This window comes from Allosphingosinicella sp., assembly GCF_035626655.1.
GTDB lineage: Bacteria > Pseudomonadota > Alphaproteobacteria > Sphingomonadales > Sphingomonadaceae > Allosphingosinicella.
Genome location: NZ_DASPNF010000020.1, coordinates 118,824 through 138,899, shown reverse-complemented (window position 1 = coordinate 138,899; position 20,076 = coordinate 118,824). Strand labels below are relative to the sequence as shown.

At 69.7% G+C, this 20,076-nt stretch carries 19 protein-coding genes; 13 read left to right on the top strand and 6 right to left on the bottom strand.

Annotation, left to right across the window (positions count from 1 at the left end):
- Positions 1 to 106 precede the first annotated feature (106 nt).
- Positions 107 to 961: a CmcJ/NvfI family oxidoreductase gene (locus VEC11_RS16390; protein ID WP_464134371.1), complete on the top strand. Its 855-nt coding sequence runs from the start codon at positions 107 to 109 to the stop codon at positions 959 to 961.
- Here VEC11_RS16390 and VEC11_RS16385 read toward each other — a convergent pair.
- Positions 955 to 1,914 carry a cupin domain-containing protein gene (locus VEC11_RS16385; RefSeq protein WP_464134367.1) on the bottom strand — a complete coding sequence of 320 codons (960 nt, stop codon included), beginning with the start codon at positions 1,912 to 1,914 and terminating at the stop codon, positions 955 to 957. The genes VEC11_RS16390 and VEC11_RS16385 overlap by 7 nt on opposite strands.
- A gap of 70 nt (positions 1,915 to 1,984) precedes the next feature.
- Here VEC11_RS16385 and VEC11_RS16380 point away from each other — a divergent pair, with 70 nt between their 5' ends.
- Together VEC11_RS16380 and VEC11_RS16375 are read left to right on the top strand one after the other, a co-directional pair.
- Positions 1,985 to 2,896, top strand: a complete 912-nt coding sequence (locus tag VEC11_RS16380; RefSeq protein ID WP_464134363.1) for a TSUP family transporter — start codon at positions 1,985 to 1,987, stop codon at positions 2,894 to 2,896.
- Complete coding sequence (locus VEC11_RS16375; RefSeq protein WP_464134358.1) at positions 2,893 to 3,969, top strand: 2-oxoglutarate and iron-dependent oxygenase domain-containing protein; 1,077 nt, start codon at positions 2,893 to 2,895, stop codon at positions 3,967 to 3,969. The genes VEC11_RS16380 and VEC11_RS16375 overlap by 4 nt, the downstream gene beginning before the upstream one ends.
- Positions 3,970 to 4,207: 238 nt before the next feature.
- On the opposite strand, the gene VEC11_RS16370 is transcribed toward VEC11_RS16375, so the two are convergent.
- Complete coding sequence (locus tag VEC11_RS16370; RefSeq protein ID WP_464134352.1) at positions 4,208 to 5,719, bottom strand: hypothetical protein; 1,512 nt, start codon at positions 5,717 to 5,719, stop codon at positions 4,208 to 4,210.
- 199 nt (positions 5,720 to 5,918) lie between these two features.
- Between VEC11_RS16370 and VEC11_RS16365 the strand changes: the two genes are divergently transcribed.
- Together VEC11_RS16365 and VEC11_RS16360 are read left to right on the top strand one after the other, a co-directional pair.
- Complete coding sequence (locus VEC11_RS16365; protein ID WP_464134348.1) at positions 5,919 to 7,406, top strand: ATPase domain-containing protein; 1,488 nt, start codon at positions 5,919 to 5,921, stop codon at positions 7,404 to 7,406.
- Positions 7,403 to 9,052 (top strand): ATP-binding protein, encoded by a 1,650-nt coding sequence (locus VEC11_RS16360; protein ID WP_464134345.1) that lies wholly within the window; start codon positions 7,403 to 7,405, stop codon positions 9,050 to 9,052. The genes VEC11_RS16365 and VEC11_RS16360 overlap by 4 nt, the downstream gene beginning before the upstream one ends.
- A 13-nt stretch (positions 9,053 to 9,065) precedes the next feature.
- Here the strand turns inward: VEC11_RS16360 and VEC11_RS16355 are convergent, their stop codons facing one another.
- A complete protein-coding gene (locus VEC11_RS16355; protein ID WP_464134529.1) occupies positions 9,066 to 9,755 on the bottom strand; it encodes a GcrA family cell cycle regulator in 690 nt (229 codons plus the stop codon).
- Between the two features lie 64 nt (positions 9,756 to 9,819).
- Here VEC11_RS16355 and VEC11_RS16350 point away from each other — a divergent pair, with 64 nt between their 5' ends.
- A complete protein-coding gene (locus VEC11_RS16350) occupies positions 9,820 to 10,659 on the top strand; it encodes an ABC transporter permease (protein WP_464134342.1) in 840 nt (279 codons plus the stop codon).
- A gap of 682 nt (positions 10,660 to 11,341) precedes the next feature.
- Positions 11,342 to 12,028 (top strand): hypothetical protein, encoded by a 687-nt coding sequence (locus tag VEC11_RS16345; RefSeq protein ID WP_464134338.1) that lies wholly within the window; start codon positions 11,342 to 11,344, stop codon positions 12,026 to 12,028.
- A 44-nt stretch (positions 12,029 to 12,072) separates the two neighbouring features.
- Here the strand turns inward: VEC11_RS16345 and VEC11_RS16340 are convergent, their stop codons facing one another.
- Positions 12,073 to 12,606, bottom strand: a complete 534-nt coding sequence (locus VEC11_RS16340) for a lysostaphin resistance A-like protein (RefSeq protein WP_464134335.1) — start codon at positions 12,604 to 12,606, stop codon at positions 12,073 to 12,075.
- A gap of 123 nt (positions 12,607 to 12,729) precedes the next feature.
- Between VEC11_RS16340 and VEC11_RS16335 the strand changes: the two genes are divergently transcribed.
- On the top strand, positions 12,730 to 13,380 hold the full coding sequence (locus VEC11_RS16335) for a glutathione S-transferase family protein (RefSeq protein ID WP_464134332.1): 651 nt from the start codon (positions 12,730 to 12,732) through the stop codon (positions 13,378 to 13,380).
- Between the two features lie 119 nt (positions 13,381 to 13,499).
- A complete protein-coding gene (locus VEC11_RS16330) occupies positions 13,500 to 13,691 on the top strand; it encodes a hypothetical protein (RefSeq protein ID WP_464134327.1) in 192 nt (63 codons plus the stop codon).
- A gap of 82 nt (positions 13,692 to 13,773) precedes the next feature.
- Here the strand turns inward: VEC11_RS16330 and VEC11_RS16325 are convergent, their stop codons facing one another.
- Positions 13,774 to 13,956, bottom strand: coding sequence for a DUF1801 domain-containing protein (locus tag VEC11_RS16325; protein WP_464134525.1), 183 nt, complete (start codon positions 13,954 to 13,956; stop codon positions 13,774 to 13,776).
- An 89-nt stretch (positions 13,957 to 14,045) separates the two neighbouring features.
- On the opposite strand from VEC11_RS16325, the gene VEC11_RS16320 reads away from it, so the two are divergent.
- The 4 genes from VEC11_RS16320 to VEC11_RS16305 all read left to right on the top strand — a co-directional run bounded on the left by VEC11_RS16320 (position 14,046) and on the right by VEC11_RS16305 (position 16,929).
- Entirely contained in the window at positions 14,046 to 14,426 is a 381-nt protein-coding gene (locus tag VEC11_RS16320) for a hypothetical protein (protein ID WP_464134324.1), read from the top strand.
- Positions 14,427 to 14,692: 266 nt separating this feature from the next.
- Complete coding sequence (locus VEC11_RS16315; RefSeq protein ID WP_464134319.1) at positions 14,693 to 15,052, top strand: hypothetical protein; 360 nt, start codon at positions 14,693 to 14,695, stop codon at positions 15,050 to 15,052.
- A gap of 124 nt (positions 15,053 to 15,176) precedes the next feature.
- Positions 15,177 to 16,364 (top strand): acetylornithine transaminase, encoded by a 1,188-nt coding sequence (locus VEC11_RS16310; protein ID WP_464134316.1) that lies wholly within the window; start codon positions 15,177 to 15,179, stop codon positions 16,362 to 16,364.
- A gap of 34 nt (positions 16,365 to 16,398) precedes the next feature.
- Positions 16,399 to 16,929 (top strand): DUF488 domain-containing protein, encoded by a 531-nt coding sequence (locus VEC11_RS16305; protein WP_464134313.1) that lies wholly within the window; start codon positions 16,399 to 16,401, stop codon positions 16,927 to 16,929.
- Here VEC11_RS16305 and VEC11_RS16300 read toward each other — a convergent pair.
- Positions 16,926 to 19,805 carry a M16 family metallopeptidase gene (locus VEC11_RS16300; RefSeq protein ID WP_464134308.1) on the bottom strand — a complete coding sequence of 960 codons (2,880 nt, stop codon included), beginning with the start codon at positions 19,803 to 19,805 and terminating at the stop codon, positions 16,926 to 16,928. The genes VEC11_RS16305 and VEC11_RS16300 overlap by 4 nt on opposite strands.
- Between the last annotated feature and the right edge of the window lie 271 nt (positions 19,806 to 20,076).

The window sequence follows — 20,076 nt, the reverse complement described above, 5'->3', positions numbered from 1 at the left end:
AGCCTCCGCCCATTTCGTTGGCGCTGCCGCCGCCCTTCGCCCAGATTCGGGGGACAGGGCCGCCCTGTAAACCCCTTGCGGGGCGGCCCGACCAGGAGCTGCGACCATGAATGCCCAGACCGCGATCCGCGCCCTCTTCGCCCCGCCCTTCGGCGCCGTCACCCTCGCGCCGCTCAATTTCCTGAAGCCGATGCAGGAGCGGCTGGTGTCCTACCAGTACGATCCGCCGCCGGGCATTCCGCAGCGCAACGGCGAGGACGAGCCGCATCTGGTCGCGATCGCCGACGCGCGGCCGCTGGCGGCGGACCTGTCGCTCGACGCGGAGGGCTTCGAATTGCTGCAGGCCGCGAGTGCCTTCGCCTCGTTCGACGATAATGACGCGATCAGGACGGCTTATTATGCCGAGGTGGAGGCCCTGCTCGCCGACGCGACCGGCGCGCAGAAGGTGATCGCCTTCGACCATAATGTCCGCAGCATGGCGCGCGCGGCCGGCGGCGAGGCGGGGATCCGCGGGCCGGTGCCGCGCACGCACAACGATTTCACCGCCAGATCCGGGCCGGAGCGGGCGGCGGCGGAGCTGGCCGCGCGGGGGATCGACCCGCTCGCGCTCGAGGGCCGGCGCTTCGCCATCATCAATCTCTGGCGGCCGATCGGGCGCGCCGTCGAGAAATCGCCGCTCGCGCTCGCCGACGCGCGCAGCATCGCGCCGGGCGACTGGGTCGAGACCGACCTCGTCTATCGCGACCGGGTCGGCGAGACCTATGCGCTCGGCTACAGCGCGGGCCAGCTCTGGTACTGGTTCCCGCGGCTCGCGCCGGACGAGGCGATATTGATCAAGGGCTTCGATTCGGCCCCGGACGTCGCCCGCTTCACCCCGCACAGCGCCTTCGACGACCCCGCGGCGCGCGCCGACGCGCCCGCGCGCGAAAGCATCGAGGTCAGGGCCCTGGTGATCTACTGAGCGGCCGCGAGGCCACGCGTGGTGACGTGGAGGAGCCGGAAGTCGGCGGCGGCACGAGCCAGCCGCCAGGGCCGGCCCGGCGGGATCGTGAAGGCGTCGGCCGGGCCGAGTTCATGCTCGCCCTGATGGTCGAGGCGGGCCGCGCCGTCGAGGACGAAGCCGAAGACCAGCTCGCCCCGATGCGGCGGCACCGCGATCGCCGCGGCCGCGCCGGGCCTGACGAGCCGCGCGGCGGCAAGGCCGTTGGTGGCCGCCTCGAGCCCCGTCTCCTGCGCCGCGCCGCCATGCCAGGCGGTCCAGCGCGTGATGGCGGCGACATGGCGGAGGAAAGGCTGGCCGCCCCAGGTCCGCGCTGGATCGGCGGTACCGTCGGGCAGGGCCAGGTCGTGATCGGCGAAGGTCTCGTGCACCGCGGGGCTGCCGAGCTCGATCACCTCGAGCCCCGGCGAGGCCTCCAGCACAAGGTGGCGGATGCCCGGCGGCTGCAGCACCATGTCGCCGGCCCGCATCACGAAGGGCGCGCCCTGGCCCTCATAAACCAGGCGGACCCAGCCCTTCGCGACGACGATCAGCTGGAAGGCGATGCGGTGGTAATGGACCCAGTCGGCGACGGGCCCGCCCTCGGGAATCGTGATGTGCGAGGCGATCACGTGGCCGCCGAGCCGGCCCGGGATCAGGTCGCGGTAGCGCATGCCGGCGCGGCCTTCGCCGCCGGCGGCCCCGGCCCTGGTCAGGACGAATTCGGGCCGGAAGGCGGGCAGCGCGGCGGGGAGCGGGGGCGCTTCGGGCCTTGAGGTCAGGCGGACGCGCCGGCCCTCGCGGGTGAGGATCGCTGTATGCGGATCGTCCGCGGGCCAGATCATGTCCAGCCGGGCCCCGCTGTCGCGCAGCCGCCCGAGCGCGGCATTGAAGTCCGCGCAGACCAGCAATTCCGTGTCGGGCGTCCCGGCCATGAAGCCACCCTAGCGGCACAAGCTTGCGCGCGCGATCCCGCGGGTTCAATGTCCCCCGGGGGACGCGGCCATGCTGATCATCCTGCTCATCCTGCTCGGCCTGGCGGTGCTCGCCTACGGCACTGCGCTGATCCGCGCGGCCATCGCCAGGCGAGTCGCGCCGAACCCCGAGGCGCTCGCCCTCGGCGCGGTCGTGAACTTCCTCGACACGCTCGGCATCGGCTCGTTCGCGCCGACCACGGCCTGGTTCAAGTTCCGACGCATGGTGCCCGACCGGCTGATCCCGCAGACCATGCTCTGCGGGCTGACGCCGCCGGCGATGACCGAGAGCATCATCTTCCTGCTCATCCTGGGCGTACTGGTCGATCCGCTGCTGCTGTTCAGCTGCATCATCGCGGTCTTCATCGGCGGGCTGGTCGGCGTGGCGCTGGTCACGCGGGCGCGGGTCTGGGTGGTCCAGGCGATCGTCACGATCGGGCTGCTGCTCGCCGCGGCGGCCTATCTGATGACCAACCTGCACCTCTTCCCGGGCGGGGGCACCGCGAACAGCCTGCCGCCGGGGCTGATGATCCTCGCCATCCTCGTCAATTTCGCCTGCGGCATCCTCGCCAATTTCGGGGTCGGCAATTACGCGCCCACCCTCGTGATCCTCAGCCTGATGGGCATGGACCCGCGGCTCTGCTTTCCGATCATGGCCGGCGGCGCCTGTTTGATGGGCGCGGGCGCCAGCATCAGACATATCGGCATCGGCGAGGTCGACATGCGGGTCGTGCTCGGCCTCGCCATCGGCGGCATTCCCGCGGTCTTCGTCGCCGCCTATATCGTCAAGGAAATGCCGCTCGAATATCTGCGCTGGCTGGTCTTCGTCGTCGTGCTCTATGCGGCGGCGGTGATGGCCCATTCGGCGCTGAAGGGCTGGCGCGAGCACAAGGCCCGGCCGGGGACGGCGCCGCTCGCCCCGGAGGCGGAGGCCGCGTCGTGACCCGCGACCTTGCCGAGCCGGCGGTGAACCAGCAGTTCAGCCGCTACGACCAGGTCAGGAAGACCCACACCTACAGCCTGGCGGAGCAGGAGAGCGACGCGTTCGACGAGGATTATGCGATCGCGACGCTGGATTTCGCCCGCTTCCTGCGCGGCGATGCCGGGGACCGGGCCCGCTTCGCGGCCGATTTCGCAGGCGCGCTGCAGGAGATCGGCTTCGCCGTGCTCACCGGCCATGGCGTGGATCCCGCGCTCTATGACGAGATGCACGAGACGGTGCTCGACCTGTTCACGGCGACGCCGCTTCGGGAGAAAATGCGGTTCCGCGCCGCCCGCCACGGCTCCGTCGCCCAGGGCTATTTCCCGATCGAGGAGACGAGCGACATCCATCCCGACCTGGTCGAGGGCTGGGTCTGGTGCCGGCGCGCCTTCGACATGCCGCAGCTTCGCTCCGAGCCCTTCCGGCCGGAGCGATTCTGGCCGCACGCCGGCTATGAACAGCGCTTTCGCCGGCTCGCGCTCGCGCACGAGGCTTTGTTCAGGCCGATCATGCAGGCGATGCTGCAGGGCCTGGGCTGCGATCCGCATCTCTACGACGGGAGGCTCACCGGGACGAATTTCGGCCTGCGCGCCAATTATTATCCGCCGATGAGCGCGGGCCAGGACCGCTCGGGCGCCGGCCGGCTGCTCGGCCATGAGGATGTCGACCTCTTCACCATCCTGCCGGCGACCCGGGCCGAGGGCCTGCAGATCTGGAACCACCGCAGCCGCGCCTGGGTGCGCCTGCAGGCGCCGCCGGGCGCGCTCATCATCAACACCGGCGACTATATGCAGCGTCTCTCCAACGACCTGCTGCCCTCGACCACGCACCGCGTCGGCAAACCACGCGACGGCTCGCACCGCGAGGAGGCGCGCGTCTCCGTGCCGATCGCCGTCTATCTCTGGGAGAATGAGCTGCTGGAAGTGCTGCCGGGACTCGGCCCGCCGAAATACGAACCGGTCAAGGCGATCGCCTTCCACACGCGCAGCACGAGCAAATTCTACGGCGACGATTATGCGGTGGAGGGGGACTGAGGGCCGGGCGCGGCTCCGCGTAACCGCCCCCTTGCTTCCCACCTGACCCGCGGACCGATCAGGACGCCTGTCCGGGCTGCGGGACGGCAAGCCTGTAGCCCACCGCGGGTTCGTTGATCAGTCCGGGGACTGCGCATCATGTCGAAGGATGAAGAGCTCCGAAAGCGCGATGGAGTTCTTCAGGCTTCCCTCCAACCGGGTTGTCGAGCTGGGAAGCCTGCTGCAGATTTAGCCGCCGTCAGCGCGTCCGCGGCCCGCCGGACGGCAGCGGGAGGACGCGGATGCGAATCCGATTGCCTTCCACGGTCATGATCGCCGGCCGGTCCAGGCGCAGGTCCAGCCCCTCGCCGCGGATCGTCCCGCCCTCGATCCTTCGCTCGCCCGCCGGCGCAGTCCGGCCGTCGAGCAAGGGCGGCGCGGGCAGCAGCACGGTGATCGTCGAACCGGCGCCGCGGCTGTCGAGGAGAACCGGCCGCCCCTCGACGGCAAGCTCCACGCCGGGTCCGTTGCTGGCCAGCCGGTCGGCCCGGGGAAGGGCGACGATGGCCGGCGAAAGCGGGACCAGCGCCCGGCCGGAGAAGCCCGTTCCGGTCCGCTCCATCTCCACGACCAGCTGGACCGGGGCAAGCGCCAGGAATTCCGCGACGCTCTTGATCTCGGTCCGCTCGGCGGCGCGGATGACCGGGCCGAGCGCGGCGGCGATGGCGGCATGGCCGAACTCGGCCCGCGCCGCGGCGGCGAGCCGCCCGGGGTTGCGGATCGGCCCGATCCGGCGTTCGAGCAGCAGGTCGAGCTGGCCGCCGCTCTCGACGGCCCGCTGCCAACCGGCGGGATCATAGAGGCTCAGCAGGTAAGAGAGCGCCGCTCCGTTGCCATAGGCGCGCGACCGGAACCAGGTGGTGAGAAAGGGCGTCGAGTCGCTCGGCACGAGCGGTGAGAGCTCCGCCCGCAGCAGGGCCGGCAGGGCCGTCGGCCGCTCCGAGAAAATGGCGTGCGCCCGCCGGTCGACATATTTGGCGACGCCCTCGCTGCGCTCGAACCCGCGTTCGACGCGCACCACCGCCTCCGGCACCGACGCCTCGCGGGCGCGACGCAGGGCGAAATATTGGCGCAGCCGCCGGCTTCGGGAGGCCTCGGTCGTGGCGGCGAGCGCGGCGTCGAGGACGCGCCGCTCGACCTGCGCGTCGGCCGCGAACGCCACCCGGTCCCGGATCGCAAGCGGATCGACGAATTGCGGCGCCGCGGGGCCGAAAGCCGCAAGCTGGAAGGAATGGAACTGCTCATGAAAGAGCAGGGTGAGGATGTCCTCGCTGCTGACATCGACGATGACCGCGGTGCGGCCGTCCCCGATCGGAAGATCGATGTCGAAGGGCCGGCGCATTCCCGGCAGGCGGCCCCGGTGGAAGAAGAGGCGCCCGCGGAGGGAGGCGGGAACGTCCGCTTCCCGAAGCGGCGCATAGGAGGCCGGATGCGCGCCGGGCGAGACCAAAAGGGCGCCGGCCTCCGGATCGTAGAGGATGAAGGCCTGGTCTTCCGGCCAGTAGCCGGGCCAGATCGCCGCAAGCGCGTGCGATCGCGACTGGATACGGGCCGCCAGATCGATGAGTCGCCGGGGCGCCTGGACCGGCGCGGTCGTTCCCGCCTCCGGTGGCGGTTGCGCCGAGACGGCGCAGGCGAGCGCCGCCAGCAGGAGAGCGACCTTGCCGCCGCGGATACGCGCCGAACCCCGGAAGCGCTTCGCCCTCGCCATGCCGGACCCCTATCGCACGAGCCTCGATGTTACAAGTGTAGCGCCCCGGGCGAAGCCGCCCGGGCCGATCGAGCGGGCCATGGGCCCGGCCGGCGCGGCGGGGGCAGGCGGGGCGGCGCTCTCGCGGGAACCTTACAAACGTTAGCGAATTGACCAGCGCGTCCGTGAACTCGCCGCCCCGGGGGAGAATGAATCGCGCATGTCCGAGACGCTTTCCGAAAAGGCCGCATTCGGCATCGAAGGACTGGACGACATCAGCGCGGGCGGGCTGACGCGCGGGCGCCTGTTCCTGCTCGAAGGCCATCCGGGCACCGGCAAGACCACGATCGCCACCCAGTTCCTGCTCGCCGGCGCCGCGGCCGGGGAGCGCGGGCTCTATGTCAGCCTGTCCGAGACGGACAGCGAGTTCCGGGCCGGCGCGGAGTCGCACGGCTGGTCGCTCGAGGGAATCGAGATCTTCGAGCTGATCCCGCCCGAGAGCCTGCTCGACGAGGACCAGCAGCAGAGCCTGCTCTATTCGTCCGACCTCGAGCTCGGCGAAACCACGAAGCGCATCTTCGAGGCCTTCGAGCGGGTGAGGCCGCACCGCGTGGTGATCGACAGCCTCTCGGAAATCCGGCTGCTCGCGCAAAGCTCGCTGCGCTACCGCCGCCAGATTCTCGCCCTCAAACACTATTTCGCGCAGCACGAGACCACCGTCCTCATGCTCGACGATCTCACCAGCGAGGCCAATGACAAGACGATGCACAGCGTCGCCCATGGCGTGATCCGGCTCGAGGAGCTGTCGCCCGATTATGGCGCCGAACGCCGGCGGCTCAGGATCCACAAATATCGCGGCCAGCGCTACCGCGGCGGCTTCCACGATTTCGTCATCGAGACCGGCGGCGTGCGCGCCTTTCCGCGGCTCGTCTCCGCCGAGTATAAGGGAGGGTTCAAGCGGGATGTCCTGCCGAGCGGATCTGCCGAGCTGAACGCGCTGCTCGGCGGCGGCGTCGAGCGGGGCTCCAGCGCGCTCATCCTCGGGCCGGCGGGAACCGGCAAATCGCTGCTGGCGCTCTCCTTCATCCTCTCCGCCTGCACGCGCGGCGAGCCGTCGGCGATGTTCGTGTTCGATGAGGAGCTGGGTCTGCTGTTCGACCGGGCGAAGGGGCTGGGCATCGACCTGCAGGCCATGGTCGATGCGAACCAGCTGGTGATCGAGCAGGTCGATGCCGCCGAGCTCAGCCCCGGCGAGTTTTCCCAGCGGGTGCGCCGCTGCGTCGAGATGCACAACGTCCGCACCGTGGTGATCGACAGCCTCAACGGCTATCAGGCGGCCATGCCAGCAGAGCAGGCGCTGATCCTCCACATGCACGAGCTGCTCCAGTTCCTGAACCGCCACGGGGTCTCAACCTTCCTGACCGTTGCGCAGCACGGGCTGGTCGGCGACATGAAAGCGCCGGTTGACGTCACCTATCTCGCCGACACGGTCATCCTGCTGCGTTATTTCGAGGCGGCCGGCCACGTTCGCCGGGCCATCTCGGTGATCAAGAAGCGCACCAGCGCGCACGAGCATACCATCCGCGAATATCGGATTGGTGCGAGCGGCATCAGCGTCGGCGAGCCGCTGACCGGCTTCCACGGCGTGCTGCGCGGCGTGCCAATGCTCGTCGACGACGACAATTCCAGGCTGATGGCGGCGGATTGATCCCGCATCTCTCCGAGCGGGCCCTGATCCAGATGCCCCATGGCCGCGACGCGCCGGTCGCGGCGGCCATTCTTCGCGAGGCCGGGTTCCTCGCTGCGATCTGCGACAGCATCACCGGGCTGGTCGCCGAGATGGAGAAAGGCGCGGGCTTCGGGTTGCTGACCGAGGAGGCGATGGCCACGGCGGACCTGCACGCGCTGTCCGCCTGGATCGCGCGCCAGCCCGAATGGTCCGACTTTCCGTTCATTCTCGTGACCCAGCGCGGCGGCGGGCTGGAGCGCAACCCCGCCGCGAGGCGCTATCTCGAGATGCTGGGCAACGTGACCTTTCTGGAGCGGCCCTTTCATCCGACCACCCTGATCAGCCTGGCGCAGTCGGCGCGGCGCGGACGGCGCCGCCAATATGAGGCGCGCGCCCGCCTGGACGAGCTGCACGCTCTGGCCGCCGATCTGGAGAAGCGCGTCGAGGAGCGCACCGCCGAGCGCGGGGAGGCGCTGCGCCAGTTGCACGAGGCGCAGAAGCTCGAGACGATCGGGCAGCTGACCGGCGGCGTCGCGCACGACTTCAACAATCTGCTCACCCCGATTATCGGCGCGCTCGATCTGCTCAGCCGGAAGATGCCGGGCGACGACCCGCGCCTCAGCCGGCTGATCGGCAACGCCCTGCAGTCCGGCGAGCGTGCCAAGGTGCTGGTGCAGCGCCTGCTCGGCTTCGCGCGCCGGCAGGATCTGCAGGCGCGCGCCACCGACGTCGGCGCCCTGCTCGACGGCATGCGCGACCTGATCGCCAGCTCGGTCGGCCCGGTCATCGAGGTGCATATCCGGCGCGAGCCCGACCTGCCGCACGCGCTCGCCGATCCCAATCAGCTGGAGCTTGCCGTCCTCAACCTTTGCGTGAACGCGCGCGACGCGATGCCCGAGGGCGGGCGGCTGACCATTGCGCTCGAAGAGGTCCTGCTCGGCCCCGGGTCGGAGCCGCGCCTGTCCCCCGGCCCCTATATCCGGCTGTCGGTGATCGATGCCGGCGTCGGCATGGACAGCGACACCCTGGCGCATGCGGTCGAGCCCTTCTTCTCCACCAAGGAGACGGGCCGGGGTACCGGCCTCGGCCTCTCCATGGTCCACGGCCTCGCGGCGCAGCTTGGCGGCGGCTTCCGGCTCACCAGCGCGCCCGGCGAGGGCACCCGCGCCGATCTCTATCTGCCGGTCGCCTCCACGCGCGCCGAGGGCGGCGCGATCCTGTCGCGGCGCGAGCTCGTCACTCCCCGGACGCTTCGCATCCTGCTCGTCGACGACGAGGACCTGGTCCGGGAGGGCACGGCGGAGATGTTGCGGGACATGGGCCATGAGGTGCATTGCGCGGCGGGCGGCGCGTCGGCGCTCGCCTGGCTTGCCGACGGGGCGCCCGCCGATGTCGTGGTCACCGACTTCAAGATGCCCCAGATGGACGGGGCCGAGCTCGCGGCCGAGGTCCGCCGGCTTCGGCCCGACCTGCCGGTGCTGCTGATTACCGGCTATACCGGCGCGAGCGGGCAGGCGCACGATCTGCCGCGCCTGTCCAAGCCGTTCGGGCTGCACGAGCTGGCGGATGCGCTCGCCGCCCTGTGCGAGGCCGACCGGAAGGTCGTGCCCTTCCGGCCTCGCTAGCGAACGGACCGGCCTAGCGTACCCGCGGCCCGCCGAACGGCAGCGGGGGCGGCGGCTTGCGGTCGCGGCGGGGGAGCTGCGCCTGATAGGCGACGCCGCAATGCTCGACGCAATAGGGAAAGCCCGGATTGGCCTGGTTGCCGCAGAAGTGGAAGTCCGGCTCCCCGGGATGGCCGATCGGCCATTTGCAGATCCGCTCGTTGAGATCGAGCAGGCTGGTCTTGTCGGCGACCTCGGGACTCGGCTTGGCGGGCACGAGGCGGCGCGGCGGCGCCGGCGGGATCGGCGCCTGCTGGTCGCTCGGCCCCTGGCGGACGAAGCCGCCCGGGCCGATCGAGCGGACGATCGGTTCCGCGGCCTTGTCGGACGCGGCGGCGGGCTGGGCCGGCTCGCGGACGGTTTTGGCGGGGGCGGGCGCAGCGGCGCCGTCATCCTCCCAGGGCGCGGCCGGAGCGGGGGCGGGCGCGGCAGTCCTGGGCGCCGGCGCGGCGGCCTCGGCCTTCTCGCGCGGCTTCGCCTTCGCCTTGGGCGCCGGCTCGTTCGGCTTCACCGGCGAGGGGCGCGACTGCAGGCCGAGCCGGTGCGCCTTGCCGATCACGGCGTTGCGGGAGACCCCGCCAAGCTCGTCGGCGATGTAGCTCGCGGTCTTGCCCTGGCTCCAGAGCTCCTTCAGGCGGTCGATCCGTTCGTCGGTCCAGGACAGGGACATGCATCTTCCTCGGCGTCATGGCTTGCGGGTCACGGCGTCTGCGACTAGCGACGGCGCCGTGAGCGACCAGCCTTCGAATTGGGTCCGGACCGCCCCGGGCGTCCCCGTCATCAGGAACGTCAATTGGGGCGGCCTTGCGACCCTCTATGTGAAGGAGGTGAGGCGTTTCTTCAAGGTCCAGCTGCAGACGATCTGGGCGCCCGCGGTCACGACCCTCCTGTTCCTGGTCATTTTCACCGTCGCTCTCGGCCGTTCGGGACGGACCGTGCCGCTCGATCATCTGCAGATCCACTTCGCGGATTTCCTCGCGCCCGGCCTGATCGTCATGGGCATGCTGCAGAACGCCTTCGCCAATTCCTCCTTCTCCCTGCTGGTCGGCAAGGTGCAGGGGACGATCGTCGACTATCTGATGCCGCCGCTCTCCACCGGCGAGCTGATGCTGGGGATGATCGGCGCCTCGGTGACGCGCGCCTTCCTGGTGGGGCTGGCGGTGTGGCTGGCGATGCTGTTCTGGCCCGGCGTCCATGTCGCCCCGCAGCAGCTCTGGGCGGTGTTCTGGTTCGGATTGATGGGAAGCATGATGCTGTCCCTGCTCGGCCTGATCACCTCGATCTGGGCGGAGAAGTTCGACCATGCTGCGGCGGTCGGCAATTTCGTGGTGGCGCCGCTCTCCCTGCTGTCCGGCACCTTCTATTCGGTCGACGCGCTCTCGCCGACCTTTGTCGCGATCAGCCACGCCAACCCCTTCTTCTACGTGATCTCTGGCTTCCGCTACGGCTTCCTCGGCGTCGCCGATTCGCCTGTGATGTTCGGGGCGCTGCTGCTGCTGGCGATCAACGTCGCGCTGGGCCTGCTCTGCTACGCGCTCCTGCGGGCGGGCTGGAAGATCAAGGCCTGAGGGACCTCCTGGATCCGACCGCTATATGGGGCGTGCCCCCTGGGCGCAGCAGGCATGGGTCGGCTCCGCGCCGGGGCGGTCAGGCTGCCCTGCCGGCCTCGTCGGCGGCAACCGCTTCGAGTGACGCGGGGACGCGCCATGTGATCGTGCCGTCCCGCCTGCGCAAGGCCTGTCCTGCCCGTATCGCGTCCGCAATCGCCATATGGGCACTGCTGTACCAGGCTCCATAAAGAACAGCGGTCCGATATCGATAACGCATTCCGCAATATCCGACTTTTCCCGGCGTTCGGCCAGACAGTAATAATACGATGATCGAGCGGCTTGTCTTCCCGGATCATTTCCCCACAAGGAAGAAGAACGGAGTCGATTGTTGCTCGTATTAAGGAGCAACTTGCTTCGACGACTGACGGCCAGTTCGATTTGGTTGCCCCGGATCGAGCGTAGCCTGCCGACTGCGATTTCGTCCGGCGCGTTCGCGCGCACATGGCCGCCTGGCCGGGAAACTGGAGCGCAGGGGCATGGACGCCCTCGTTGACCCGCGCGCCGCTCCGTCCTTGTCAGTCGCTGCTGGCATACGTCGCGCTCGGCCTGCTCTGCTCTGCGCTGCTCGGGACGGGCTGGAAGATCAAGGCCTGAGGCCCGTTTACCCGATCTTGGCGCGGCAGCGTTAGGCCCTGTCCGAATGCAGATTACGGAAAAGATGCTCGCGCCGGTCCGGCGGCAGTTCGGCGATGCCGACGGGGCGCTGCCGGTTCGCCGGCTCGAAGACTTCTACAACGAGGCGATACACAACATCCTGCCGCTGTTCGACGAGAGGAAGCCGCTCGACTTCTGGAAACATCATGTCCGCGCGCACGGCATGCGGCCAACCGGCGAGCGGATTTTCAGCTATATCGACTGGCCCGACGCCGCCGGGCAGGGCGTCGCCCTGCTGCTGGCCTTCGTGGACCGAGTCCCCCGGCTTTCGGACCGCTATCGCTGGCAGGCGCTGGCGCACTGCCATGGCGGCGTGGGTCTGGACTATCTAAACCTCATCGGGACCGCACTGACGCCCCGGCCCGACATGGTCGGGCAGCTGCAGGCGATTGCAGACCGCTGGTCAGGGTCGATCCTGTGCGATTCGACGCAGGCCATGCCGCAACTTCGCGTCGAGGCGAAAGCGAGGCTGGCCGAATATCGCGCTCAGCTCGCCGCGCTCGGGGTCCGCTGGACCGGGGCCGCGCCGTCGCCCCGGGACGCGCTCTATCCGATCGACGCGACGCAGGAGGCGCTCGATCGGCTGGCGGTCGATCCGCCGCTGCTCTGGGCTGTCTCGCAATCCGAGACCGTCGCTCCGGTCATCCTGTTGCTGAGCGAGAACAGCGACTGAAGGAGCGAACGCGACGCGCCGGGAAGATCAAGGTCTGACCGGCCTCAGGGCCTGCTGTCGAGCCAGGCGAAATTGTTGAGCGTGACGAGCAAATTTCCCGCCGCATGCAGCGCCAGCGGCAGGTAGAGCGAGCCGCTCAGAAGGCGGATGATCGCCAGCACCACGCCGGAGCCCATGATTGACGCGATGAACCAGGCTTCGTAGCCCCAATGCCAAAGCCCCCAGAGGATGCTCGGCACGATCGCCGCGGCCCAGAATCCCCAGCGGCGCAGCAAGCCGGAGAACAGCACGCCGCGGAACATGAACTCCTCGAAGAGCGGGCCGGTCACGACGATCAGGACGAGCGCGCCCGCCAGGCCGAGCTCGCGGAGCATCGCGTCCAGGGCCGGATCCTCCTCGGACGGAAAGACGGTGAAGGCCAGCCATTCGACCGCAAACCAGACCATATAGAGCAGGATCCACGGCCATGCCGCCCGGAAGGCGGGCGCCCGCAGGCCGAGGCCGAGCTTTGCGACGTGCGCCCACAGCAGGGCGATGGCGATGAAGATCAGGTCCTGGGCGAGCCATGCCGCGAACATCCGGGAGGAATAAGCGACGGACGGGCGGGCGGGAAGATCGGGGCCCGGCGCGATGTCGCCGGGCCGGCTTGCGGCCTTGCCCGCGGGCGGCCAAAAGCCGGTTCGGGCTGAAGGAGCGAATGAATGGGCGAGCTGATCCTCACCACCTTCGACTGGGTGCCGGAGCCGCCGCGCGGCTTTGTGCGCGACATTCGCGTGCGCTGGGCGCTCGAGGAGGCGGGCCTGCCCTACCGGGTCGAGACCGTGGAATTCGGGGACCACAAGGCCGCGCCGACGGCGCACCAGCCCTTCGGCCAGGTGCCCTGGCTCACCGACGGCGACCTCTCGGTCTTCGAGAGCGGCGCGATCCTGCTCCATCTGGGCGAGCGCAGCCCGCCATTGCTGCCCGCGGACGAGCCCGCCCGCGGCGAGGCGATCGAATGGCTGTTCGCGGCGCTCAATTCGGTGGAAGCGGCGAGCCTGCCCTGGTCGCTCTGCATCTTCACCGGCGACACGGAATCGGCCGCCTACCGGATGTTCGACGATTTCCTGAAGGTGCATCGGCTGAAGCATCTCGAGCCAGTGCTGGCGGCACGGGAGTGGCTGGCCGGCACTTTCTCCGTCGCCGACATCATGATGGCGGACGTGCTGCGCCTGGTCGACCGCTTCGGCGGGCTGGCCGACTTCCCCGCCTGCCGCGCCTATGTGACGCGCGCGACGACCCGCCCGGCCTTCCGGAAGGCGCATGCCGACCAGCTCGCCCATTTCGCCGCGGGGGACGAGGCCCGTCGGTAGGGATTCCCCGAGCCGCCGTACCGAAGCGGGACGGCCGAATCTTCGCGATTGTGGAGCCGGAATTCCTTCGTCATTCGAGCGACATGGGGGCCGGAAGGGCTCTCCCGAAGGAGGTTCAGATGCGCACTCTTCACGCTTTCGAGCTCAAGTTCGTCACCGGTGCCGGCGGGTCGTGCTACGATCCCTGCGCGAAGACCAAGAACAATAACGGCTATGGCAACGGTCCCGAATCCGGTCCGCCTCCGGGCAATAGCGGCGATCACAACCCGCAGCTGACGACCTGGAATTCCGGCCCCAAGGGCCCGCGCTGAGGACAGCTCCGGCCGGCCGGCTGAAGCCGGCCTGCCCATCCCGGCAAGCGCCCCGGTCATCACTGGCCGGGGCGTTTTCCCGTCAGCGCTTCGGCTGCTTCCTCACCCTGTTCGGCGCGACGGCCGCGCGGACCAGCGCCTTGAACGCCTCGGCGTCGACCGTGCCGCCTTCCGCAATGTCGATCGCGCGCCGGCTATTGCCGTCCAGGCTGGAGCTGAACAGGTTCGCCGGATCGTCGAGCGAGGCGCCATAAGCGAAGGTCAGCGAGGACCAGGGAGAATGAAGCGCCTGCGTTCATGCGGGGCACAGGTTCGCCGCCGTAACGTTGCCGGCAACGTCACCGGAGGACCGCCATGCGCCTTGCCTTCCCGACGCTCGCTTTCGCCTTCGTCCTCGCGGCGGGCCCCGCCAGCGCCCAGCTCGGCATCAACGGCACCCGCCAGGCCGATGCCAGCCAGCGCGAGCGGCCGGTGCTGATCGTGCGCGGGCAGGGCCATCGCAGCGATCTTCGCCGGATAGGCCACCGCGTCCAGCAGGCGCGCAACCGGGGCGAGATCAGCCGCTGCGAGGCGCGCTCGGTCCGGCGGCAGGTCGCCGCGATCCGGTCCACCGACAGCTATGCGGGCGGCGGTCTCAGCGATGCGGAGCTTGCCGTGCTGGACCATCAGACCTTTGCGCTGCGCGACGCGTATCAGGCGCCGGCCCGGCCCAGGGCGTCCTGCCGCAGGCGCTGAGGCCGAGACAGAGAGTCGTCCCGGCGAAGGCCGGGACCCCTGAACGCAGCATCGACCGGCCCGACGGAAGCGGCAGCGCCCTGCTCTCCTTGACGACGTTCATTGGGTCCCGGCTTCCGCCGGGATGACTCATTTCGTCGCATTCCCGTTTCCGTTCATACAACTTGCGACATTTATGAACGGATTCTGTCGAGCCCATTCAGGAGCTTAACAGCGCCCGGTGCGTAGAAGCGCTCATGCAATTGAGCAGCAAAGGAGTAGTTCACATGCGTAAGTTGCTTATCTCCGCCGCCCTGGCGACCGCCACGATCGCCGCGGCTGTTCCCACCGCTGCGATGGCCCAGCCGGGCTATGGCTGGCAGCGTGGCGGCCCGACCCGGGCCCAGGTCGTTGACCTGCTTCGCGATCTCAGCCGCGCCGAGCAGCGGATCGACCGGGCGCCGGGCATCTCCCGCCGCGAGGCCGCGACCCTGCGCCGCCAGGCGACGCAGATCCGGTTCCAGCTGAACCGCGCGCAGCGCTACGGGATCAATGCCCGCGAATTCAACAGCCTGCGAGCCCAGGTCAACCGCCTGCAGCTTCGCGTCCGGCTCGAGAATCGTGACCGCGACAACCGCCGCTACTAAGCCGGCATGAAATGGGGGGCGCCGAATTGACGCGGCGCCCCCCAAATCCCTATAGCGGGGGAGTGGAAGGCGGCCTTACGGGTCGCCTTTTTCCTTTGTCCCATTCTCGCTTCAGGAGCCCCTCATGGCCATCACGCCGCTCATGCCCGTCTACCCGCGCTCGCCGGTGCGGCCCGTGCGAGGCGAGGGGGTCTATCTCTATGGCGAGGGCGGCGAGAAATATCTCGACTTCGCGAGCGGCATCGCGGTCAACCTGCTCGGCCACGGCCACCCGCATCTGACCAAGGCGATCCAGGAGCAGGCGGCGACCCTGATCCACGTCTCCAACCTCTATGGCAGCCCGCAGGGCGAGGCCTTCGCCCGGCGCCTCTGCGACCTCACCTTCGCCGACACCGTCTTCCTCACCAATTCGGGGGCCGAGGCGGTCGAGTGCGCGATCAAGACGGCGCGCCGCTACCATCATCATCATGGCCGGCCGGACAAGCACGAGCTGATCACCTTCACCAACGCCTTTCACGGCCGCACGCTCGGCGCGATCAGCGCCACCAACCAGCCGAAGATGCGCGACGGCTTCGCGCCGTTGCTGCCCGGCTTCACCGTCGTCGAGTTCGACAATCTGGACGCGGTCAAGGCGGCGATGGGCCCGCACACGGCCGGCTTCCTGGTCGAGCCGGTGCAGGGCGAGGGCGGCATCCGCCCGGGCAGCCCCGAATTCATCCGCGGCCTGCGCGCGCTCGCCGACGAGCACGATCTGATGCTCGTCCATGACGAGGTGCAGTGCGGCTATGGCCGGACCGGCAAGATGTTCGCCTATGAGCATTATGGCATCGAGCCCGACATCATGGCGGTGGCCAAGGGCATTGGCGGCGGCTTCCCGCTCGGCGCCTGCCTTGCCAGCGAGAAAGCCGCGGCCGGCATGGTGATCGGCACGCACGGCTCGACCTATGGCGGCGGCCCGCTCGCCTGCGCCGCCGGCCAGGCGGTGCTCGACGTGGTCGCGAACGACGAGTTCCTCGCCCATGTCACGCGGATGGGCGAGCGGCTGCGCGGCGCGCTCGAGCAGATGATCCCCAATCACGACCATCTGTTCGAGAGCGTGCGCGGCCTGGGGCTGATGCTCGGCGTCAAGATGAAGACCGACAGCCGCGCCTTCGTGAACTATCTGCGCGAGCAGGGCCTGCTGACCGTGGCGGCGGGCGACAATGTGATGCGCGTGCTGCCGCCTTTGGTGATCGAAGACGCCCACGTCACCGAGTTCGTCGAGCGCCTGTCCGAGGCGGCGCGGCGCTACGAGGTGCCTCAGGCGGCGTGAAGCAACCCTGCAGCCGCTGCGGCGTAGGTGCCGCATGGCGCTGCCCTTCTTCACCGTCGGCCATTCGACCCGCCCGATCCCGGAATTCGTGGACCTGTTGCGGGCGGGGCAGGTGGAGCTGGTGATCGACATCCGCACCGTGCCGCGCTCGCGGACCAACCCGCAATTCAATGCGGACGGCCTACCGGAGACTCTCGCGCCGTATCAGATCGCGCATGGCCGCATCGACGCGCTGGGCGGTCTCAGGGGCCGGTCCCGCGACGTGCCGCCGGAGACGAACGGCTGGTGGCAGAATCGCAGCTTCCACAATTATGCCGATCATGCCCTCTCGCCCGAATTCCGCTCCGGGCTGCAGGAGCTGGTGCGGCTCGGCCGGCGGCGGCGGACGGCGATGATGTGCGCCGAGGCGGTCTGGTGGCGCTGTCACCGGCGCATCGTGGCCGACCATCTGCTCGCCGCCGGCGAAACCGTCTATCACCTGCTGGACAGCGACCGCGTCGAGCCCGCGAGGCTCTCGGCCGGCGCCTCGGTCGGCGATGGTGTCGTGACCTATCCGAAAGTCTAACGCGCCGCCGTCCGCAGCGACGCCGAGCCGAAGTCCAGCTCGCCGATCGGGATCACCTCGACGTTGGAATGCTGCGCGCGGAGCGCCTCCAGGAACTCGCTGGCGCGGCCGACGATGACGATGCTGGCCCGGGCCGGGTCGATCTCGGCGGCGACGGAGGCGGTGACCTGTTCGGGCGTCACCGCCTGCAGGCTCGGGATGTAGCGCGCATAGTCGCTCATCGGCAGGCCCTGGACGGCGAGGCCGGCGAGGAAGTTGCCGAGGCCGTTCGTGGTCTCCACCTGCCGGCCGAAGGCGCCGACCAGGAGGGTACGGCGCTTGCCGAGCACGTCCGCGGCGATCGGCTCGTCGCGCATCCGCCGGATCTCGGCCATCATCACCTGCGCGACCTCGGGTGCGGCATTGTTGCGGGTCTGGGCGAGCGCGACCAGCACGCCCTCGTCGCGATAGGAAGGCAGGCCGCTGTTCGCCCCATAGCTGAGCGCGCGGCGCACGCGCACCTCCTGGAACAGGCGTGCGGTCGAGGAGCCGCCGAGCGCGGAATTGGCGACCACCAAAGGAAAATAATCGGTGTCGCTGCGGGCGACGCCGCGCGTGACGATCGCGACCGCCGACTGGTCCGAGGCCGGATTGTCGACCACGATCACCCGCGGCGCGGCGGCGGTCCCGGCCCGGTTCGCGGGCAGCTGCGGCATGGCCTCGGCGGGCGCCTGCCACTGGCCGAACAGCCGCTCCGCCAGCGCGAAGCCGGCCGCGGCGTCCATCGAACCGGTGATCACCAGGGTGGCATTGTCCGGCCGCCACCAGGCGCGGTGATAGGCGACCACGTCGTCGCGGGTCAGCGCGGCGAGCGAGGCGGCGGTGCCGGTATTGGGCGAGCCATAAGGCGCATCGCCATAGACGGCGCGCCAGGCGACGCGCTGCGCGACGAAGCTCGGATCGCGCATGCTGACCCGCAGCTGATCGAGCGCGCGGCGGCGCTCGCGGTCGAGCTCGGCCTGGGCGAAGGCGGGCTCGCGCACCACCCGGGCGAGGATCTCGGCCGCCGCGCCGATATTGGCGGTCGGCGCGTTGACGAAGGCGAAGCTCGAATCCTGGTTGATCGCGCTGCCGATCTGCCCGCCGAGCGATTCGATGCGGGCGGCGATTTCGGGCGCAGTCATGCCGCCGGCGCCATTGTCGGCAAGCACGGCCATCATGCTGGCGAGGCCGGCCCGGCCCGCCGGATCGGCCGAGGCGCCGCCGCCGAAGACCAGCTGCATCGAGGTGACCGGCACCTCGGTCGAGCGGGCGACGACGACGCGCAGGCCGTTGGCGAGGCGCCGCTCGGCGAAGGCGGGCGCGGCGAAAGGCTGCTGCGGGCCGGGCGCGGGCGGCGCCATCCGCTCGGCTTCGGGCGCGAGCGTGTTCGGCGTGCGCGTGTCGGGCGGGAAGGTGCGGCCGAGCGCCGGATCGGTCGCCTGGGCCGAGGGATCCCAGGCGGCCTGGCCGGCGGGCCGCTGCGCTTCGTCGAGATAGCGCAGGGAGACGCGGCGATTGTCGGCGAAATAGAGGCGGGCGACGCGCTGCACGTCGGCCGCGGTCACGCGGCGCACCGCCGCGACCAGCCGGTCGCCCCAGCGCGGATCGTTGGCGCCGGTCAGCGCCTGGCCGAGCTCGAAGGCGCGGCCCTCGGGCGTCTCGCGGCCGAACAGGGTTTCGGAGACGATCTCGTTGCGCGCCTCCTCGAGCTCCGCGGCGCTGACCGGCTGGTCGCGCAGCCGCGCCACCTCGGCGGCGAGCGCGGCCTCGACCTCGGCAATGTCCTTGCCGCTGGCGACGGTCGCCTGCAGCGCGAAGATGCCGGCATCCTCGAGCCCGAAATCGAAGGTGTTCGCATTCTGGGCGAGCTGCCGCTCGTAGACGAGGCTGCGGAACAGGCGCGAGGACTGGCCGCCGGAGAGGATCTTGTCGATCACCGCCAGGGCCGCCGAATCCGGATGGTTCTGGCGCGGCCGCTGCCAGGTGAACACGACCGCGGGGAGCGGCACGTTCGGCCCGTAGGCGATGATCGAGCGCGGCCGGGTGCGCGGCGGCTCGACCATGCGATGGCGCAGGATCGGCGTCGCCGGCCGGGGCAGGCTGCCGAGATGCCGGTCGATCCAGCGGTCGAGCTGGGCCTGGTCGAAATTGCCGGAGACGATCAGCGTGGCATTGTCCGGCCGGTAGAAATTGGCGTGGAAGGCGCGCGCATCGTCCAGCGTCGCCGCGTTGAGGTCGGCCATCGTGCCGATGCCGGAGCGGCGATAGGGATGGCCGGTGAAGCCGGTGTCGAACGAATAATAACGCTGCAGCCGGCCATAGGGCTGGGAGAGGACGCGCTGGCGCATCTCCTCCTGCACGATGCTTCGCTCCGCCTCGAAGACCGACTGGTCCAGCACCGAGCGGCCCATGCGCTCGGCATGCGCCCAGAGCATCGCCTCGACCTGGTTGGCCGGGACGGTCTCGTAATAATTGGTGGTGTCCGGGCCGGTGGAGGCGTTGCGGGTGCCGCCCGCGCCTTCCTCGACGATGCGGCTGAGCTGGCCGTGCGGGATGTTGCGCGTGACGCGGCTCAATATGTGCTCGAACAGATGGGCGAAGCCCGAGCGGCCCGCAGGATCGTCCTTGGAGCCGACATTGTACCACATCTGCACCGAGACGTTGGCGGTGCGGGTGTCGCGGATCGTGTACACGTTGAGTCCGTTGGGGAGGACGCGGTGGGTGTAGCCCAGCGCCGGCACCGCGTTCGTCGCGGCGGCCGCTGCGGGCGCGCGCCGCTGCGCGATCGCCGGCGCCGCCAGCAGGGACGCGCTGCCCGCGAGCAAAGCCGCGACGATGAATTTACCCCTCCGCATGATCCAACTCCCTGAAAGTGATCGGCCTTCCGGCGTCCCGCCCAGCCTGCCCGGCTGTGTTAGTCATGTAAAGCGGCACGCGGCGAAAAGCGCAAGCGCGATCAAGTGGCGGGACCACTCGCCGGCGTCCGGGAATGGGGGCGGGATGATGATGGACCCCAGATCAGGTTCGGGGTGGCGGCTGAGGAGAGGACCGTATTTCCTTCCTCGTCATGCCGGTCCCGAATCAGGTCCGGGATGATCCGGCATCCACCTGCCTTGGCGACGACGT

Coding starts and splice junctions, on each gene's coding strand:
- VEC11_RS16390 (WP_464134371.1), top strand. CDS start 107: ATGAATGCCCAGACCGCGATCCGCGCCCTCTTCGCCCCGCCCTTCGGC.
- VEC11_RS16385 (WP_464134367.1), bottom strand. CDS start 1,914: ATGGCCGGGACGCCCGACACGGAATTGCTGGTCTGCGCGGACTTCAAT.
- VEC11_RS16380 (WP_464134363.1), top strand. CDS start 1,985: ATGCTGATCATCCTGCTCATCCTGCTCGGCCTGGCGGTGCTCGCCTAC.
- VEC11_RS16370 (WP_464134352.1), bottom strand. CDS start 5,719: ATGGCGAGGGCGAAGCGCTTCCGGGGTTCGGCGCGTATCCGCGGCGGC.
- VEC11_RS16365 (WP_464134348.1), top strand. CDS start 5,919: ATGTCCGAGACGCTTTCCGAAAAGGCCGCATTCGGCATCGAAGGACTG.
- VEC11_RS16345 (WP_464134338.1), top strand. CDS start 11,342: ATGCAGATTACGGAAAAGATGCTCGCGCCGGTCCGGCGGCAGTTCGGC.
- VEC11_RS16340 (WP_464134335.1), bottom strand. CDS start 12,606: ATGTTCGCGGCATGGCTCGCCCAGGACCTGATCTTCATCGCCATCGCC.
- VEC11_RS16335 (WP_464134332.1), top strand. CDS start 12,730: ATGGGCGAGCTGATCCTCACCACCTTCGACTGGGTGCCGGAGCCGCCG.
- VEC11_RS16330 (WP_464134327.1), top strand. CDS start 13,500: ATGCGCACTCTTCACGCTTTCGAGCTCAAGTTCGTCACCGGTGCCGGC.
- VEC11_RS16320 (WP_464134324.1), top strand. CDS start 14,046: ATGCGCCTTGCCTTCCCGACGCTCGCTTTCGCCTTCGTCCTCGCGGCG.
- VEC11_RS16315 (WP_464134319.1), top strand. CDS start 14,693: ATGCGTAAGTTGCTTATCTCCGCCGCCCTGGCGACCGCCACGATCGCC.
- VEC11_RS16310 (WP_464134316.1), top strand. CDS start 15,177: ATGGCCATCACGCCGCTCATGCCCGTCTACCCGCGCTCGCCGGTGCGG.
- VEC11_RS16305 (WP_464134313.1), top strand. CDS start 16,399: ATGGCGCTGCCCTTCTTCACCGTCGGCCATTCGACCCGCCCGATCCCG.
- VEC11_RS16300 (WP_464134308.1), bottom strand. CDS start 19,805: ATGCGGAGGGGTAAATTCATCGTCGCGGCTTTGCTCGCGGGCAGCGCG.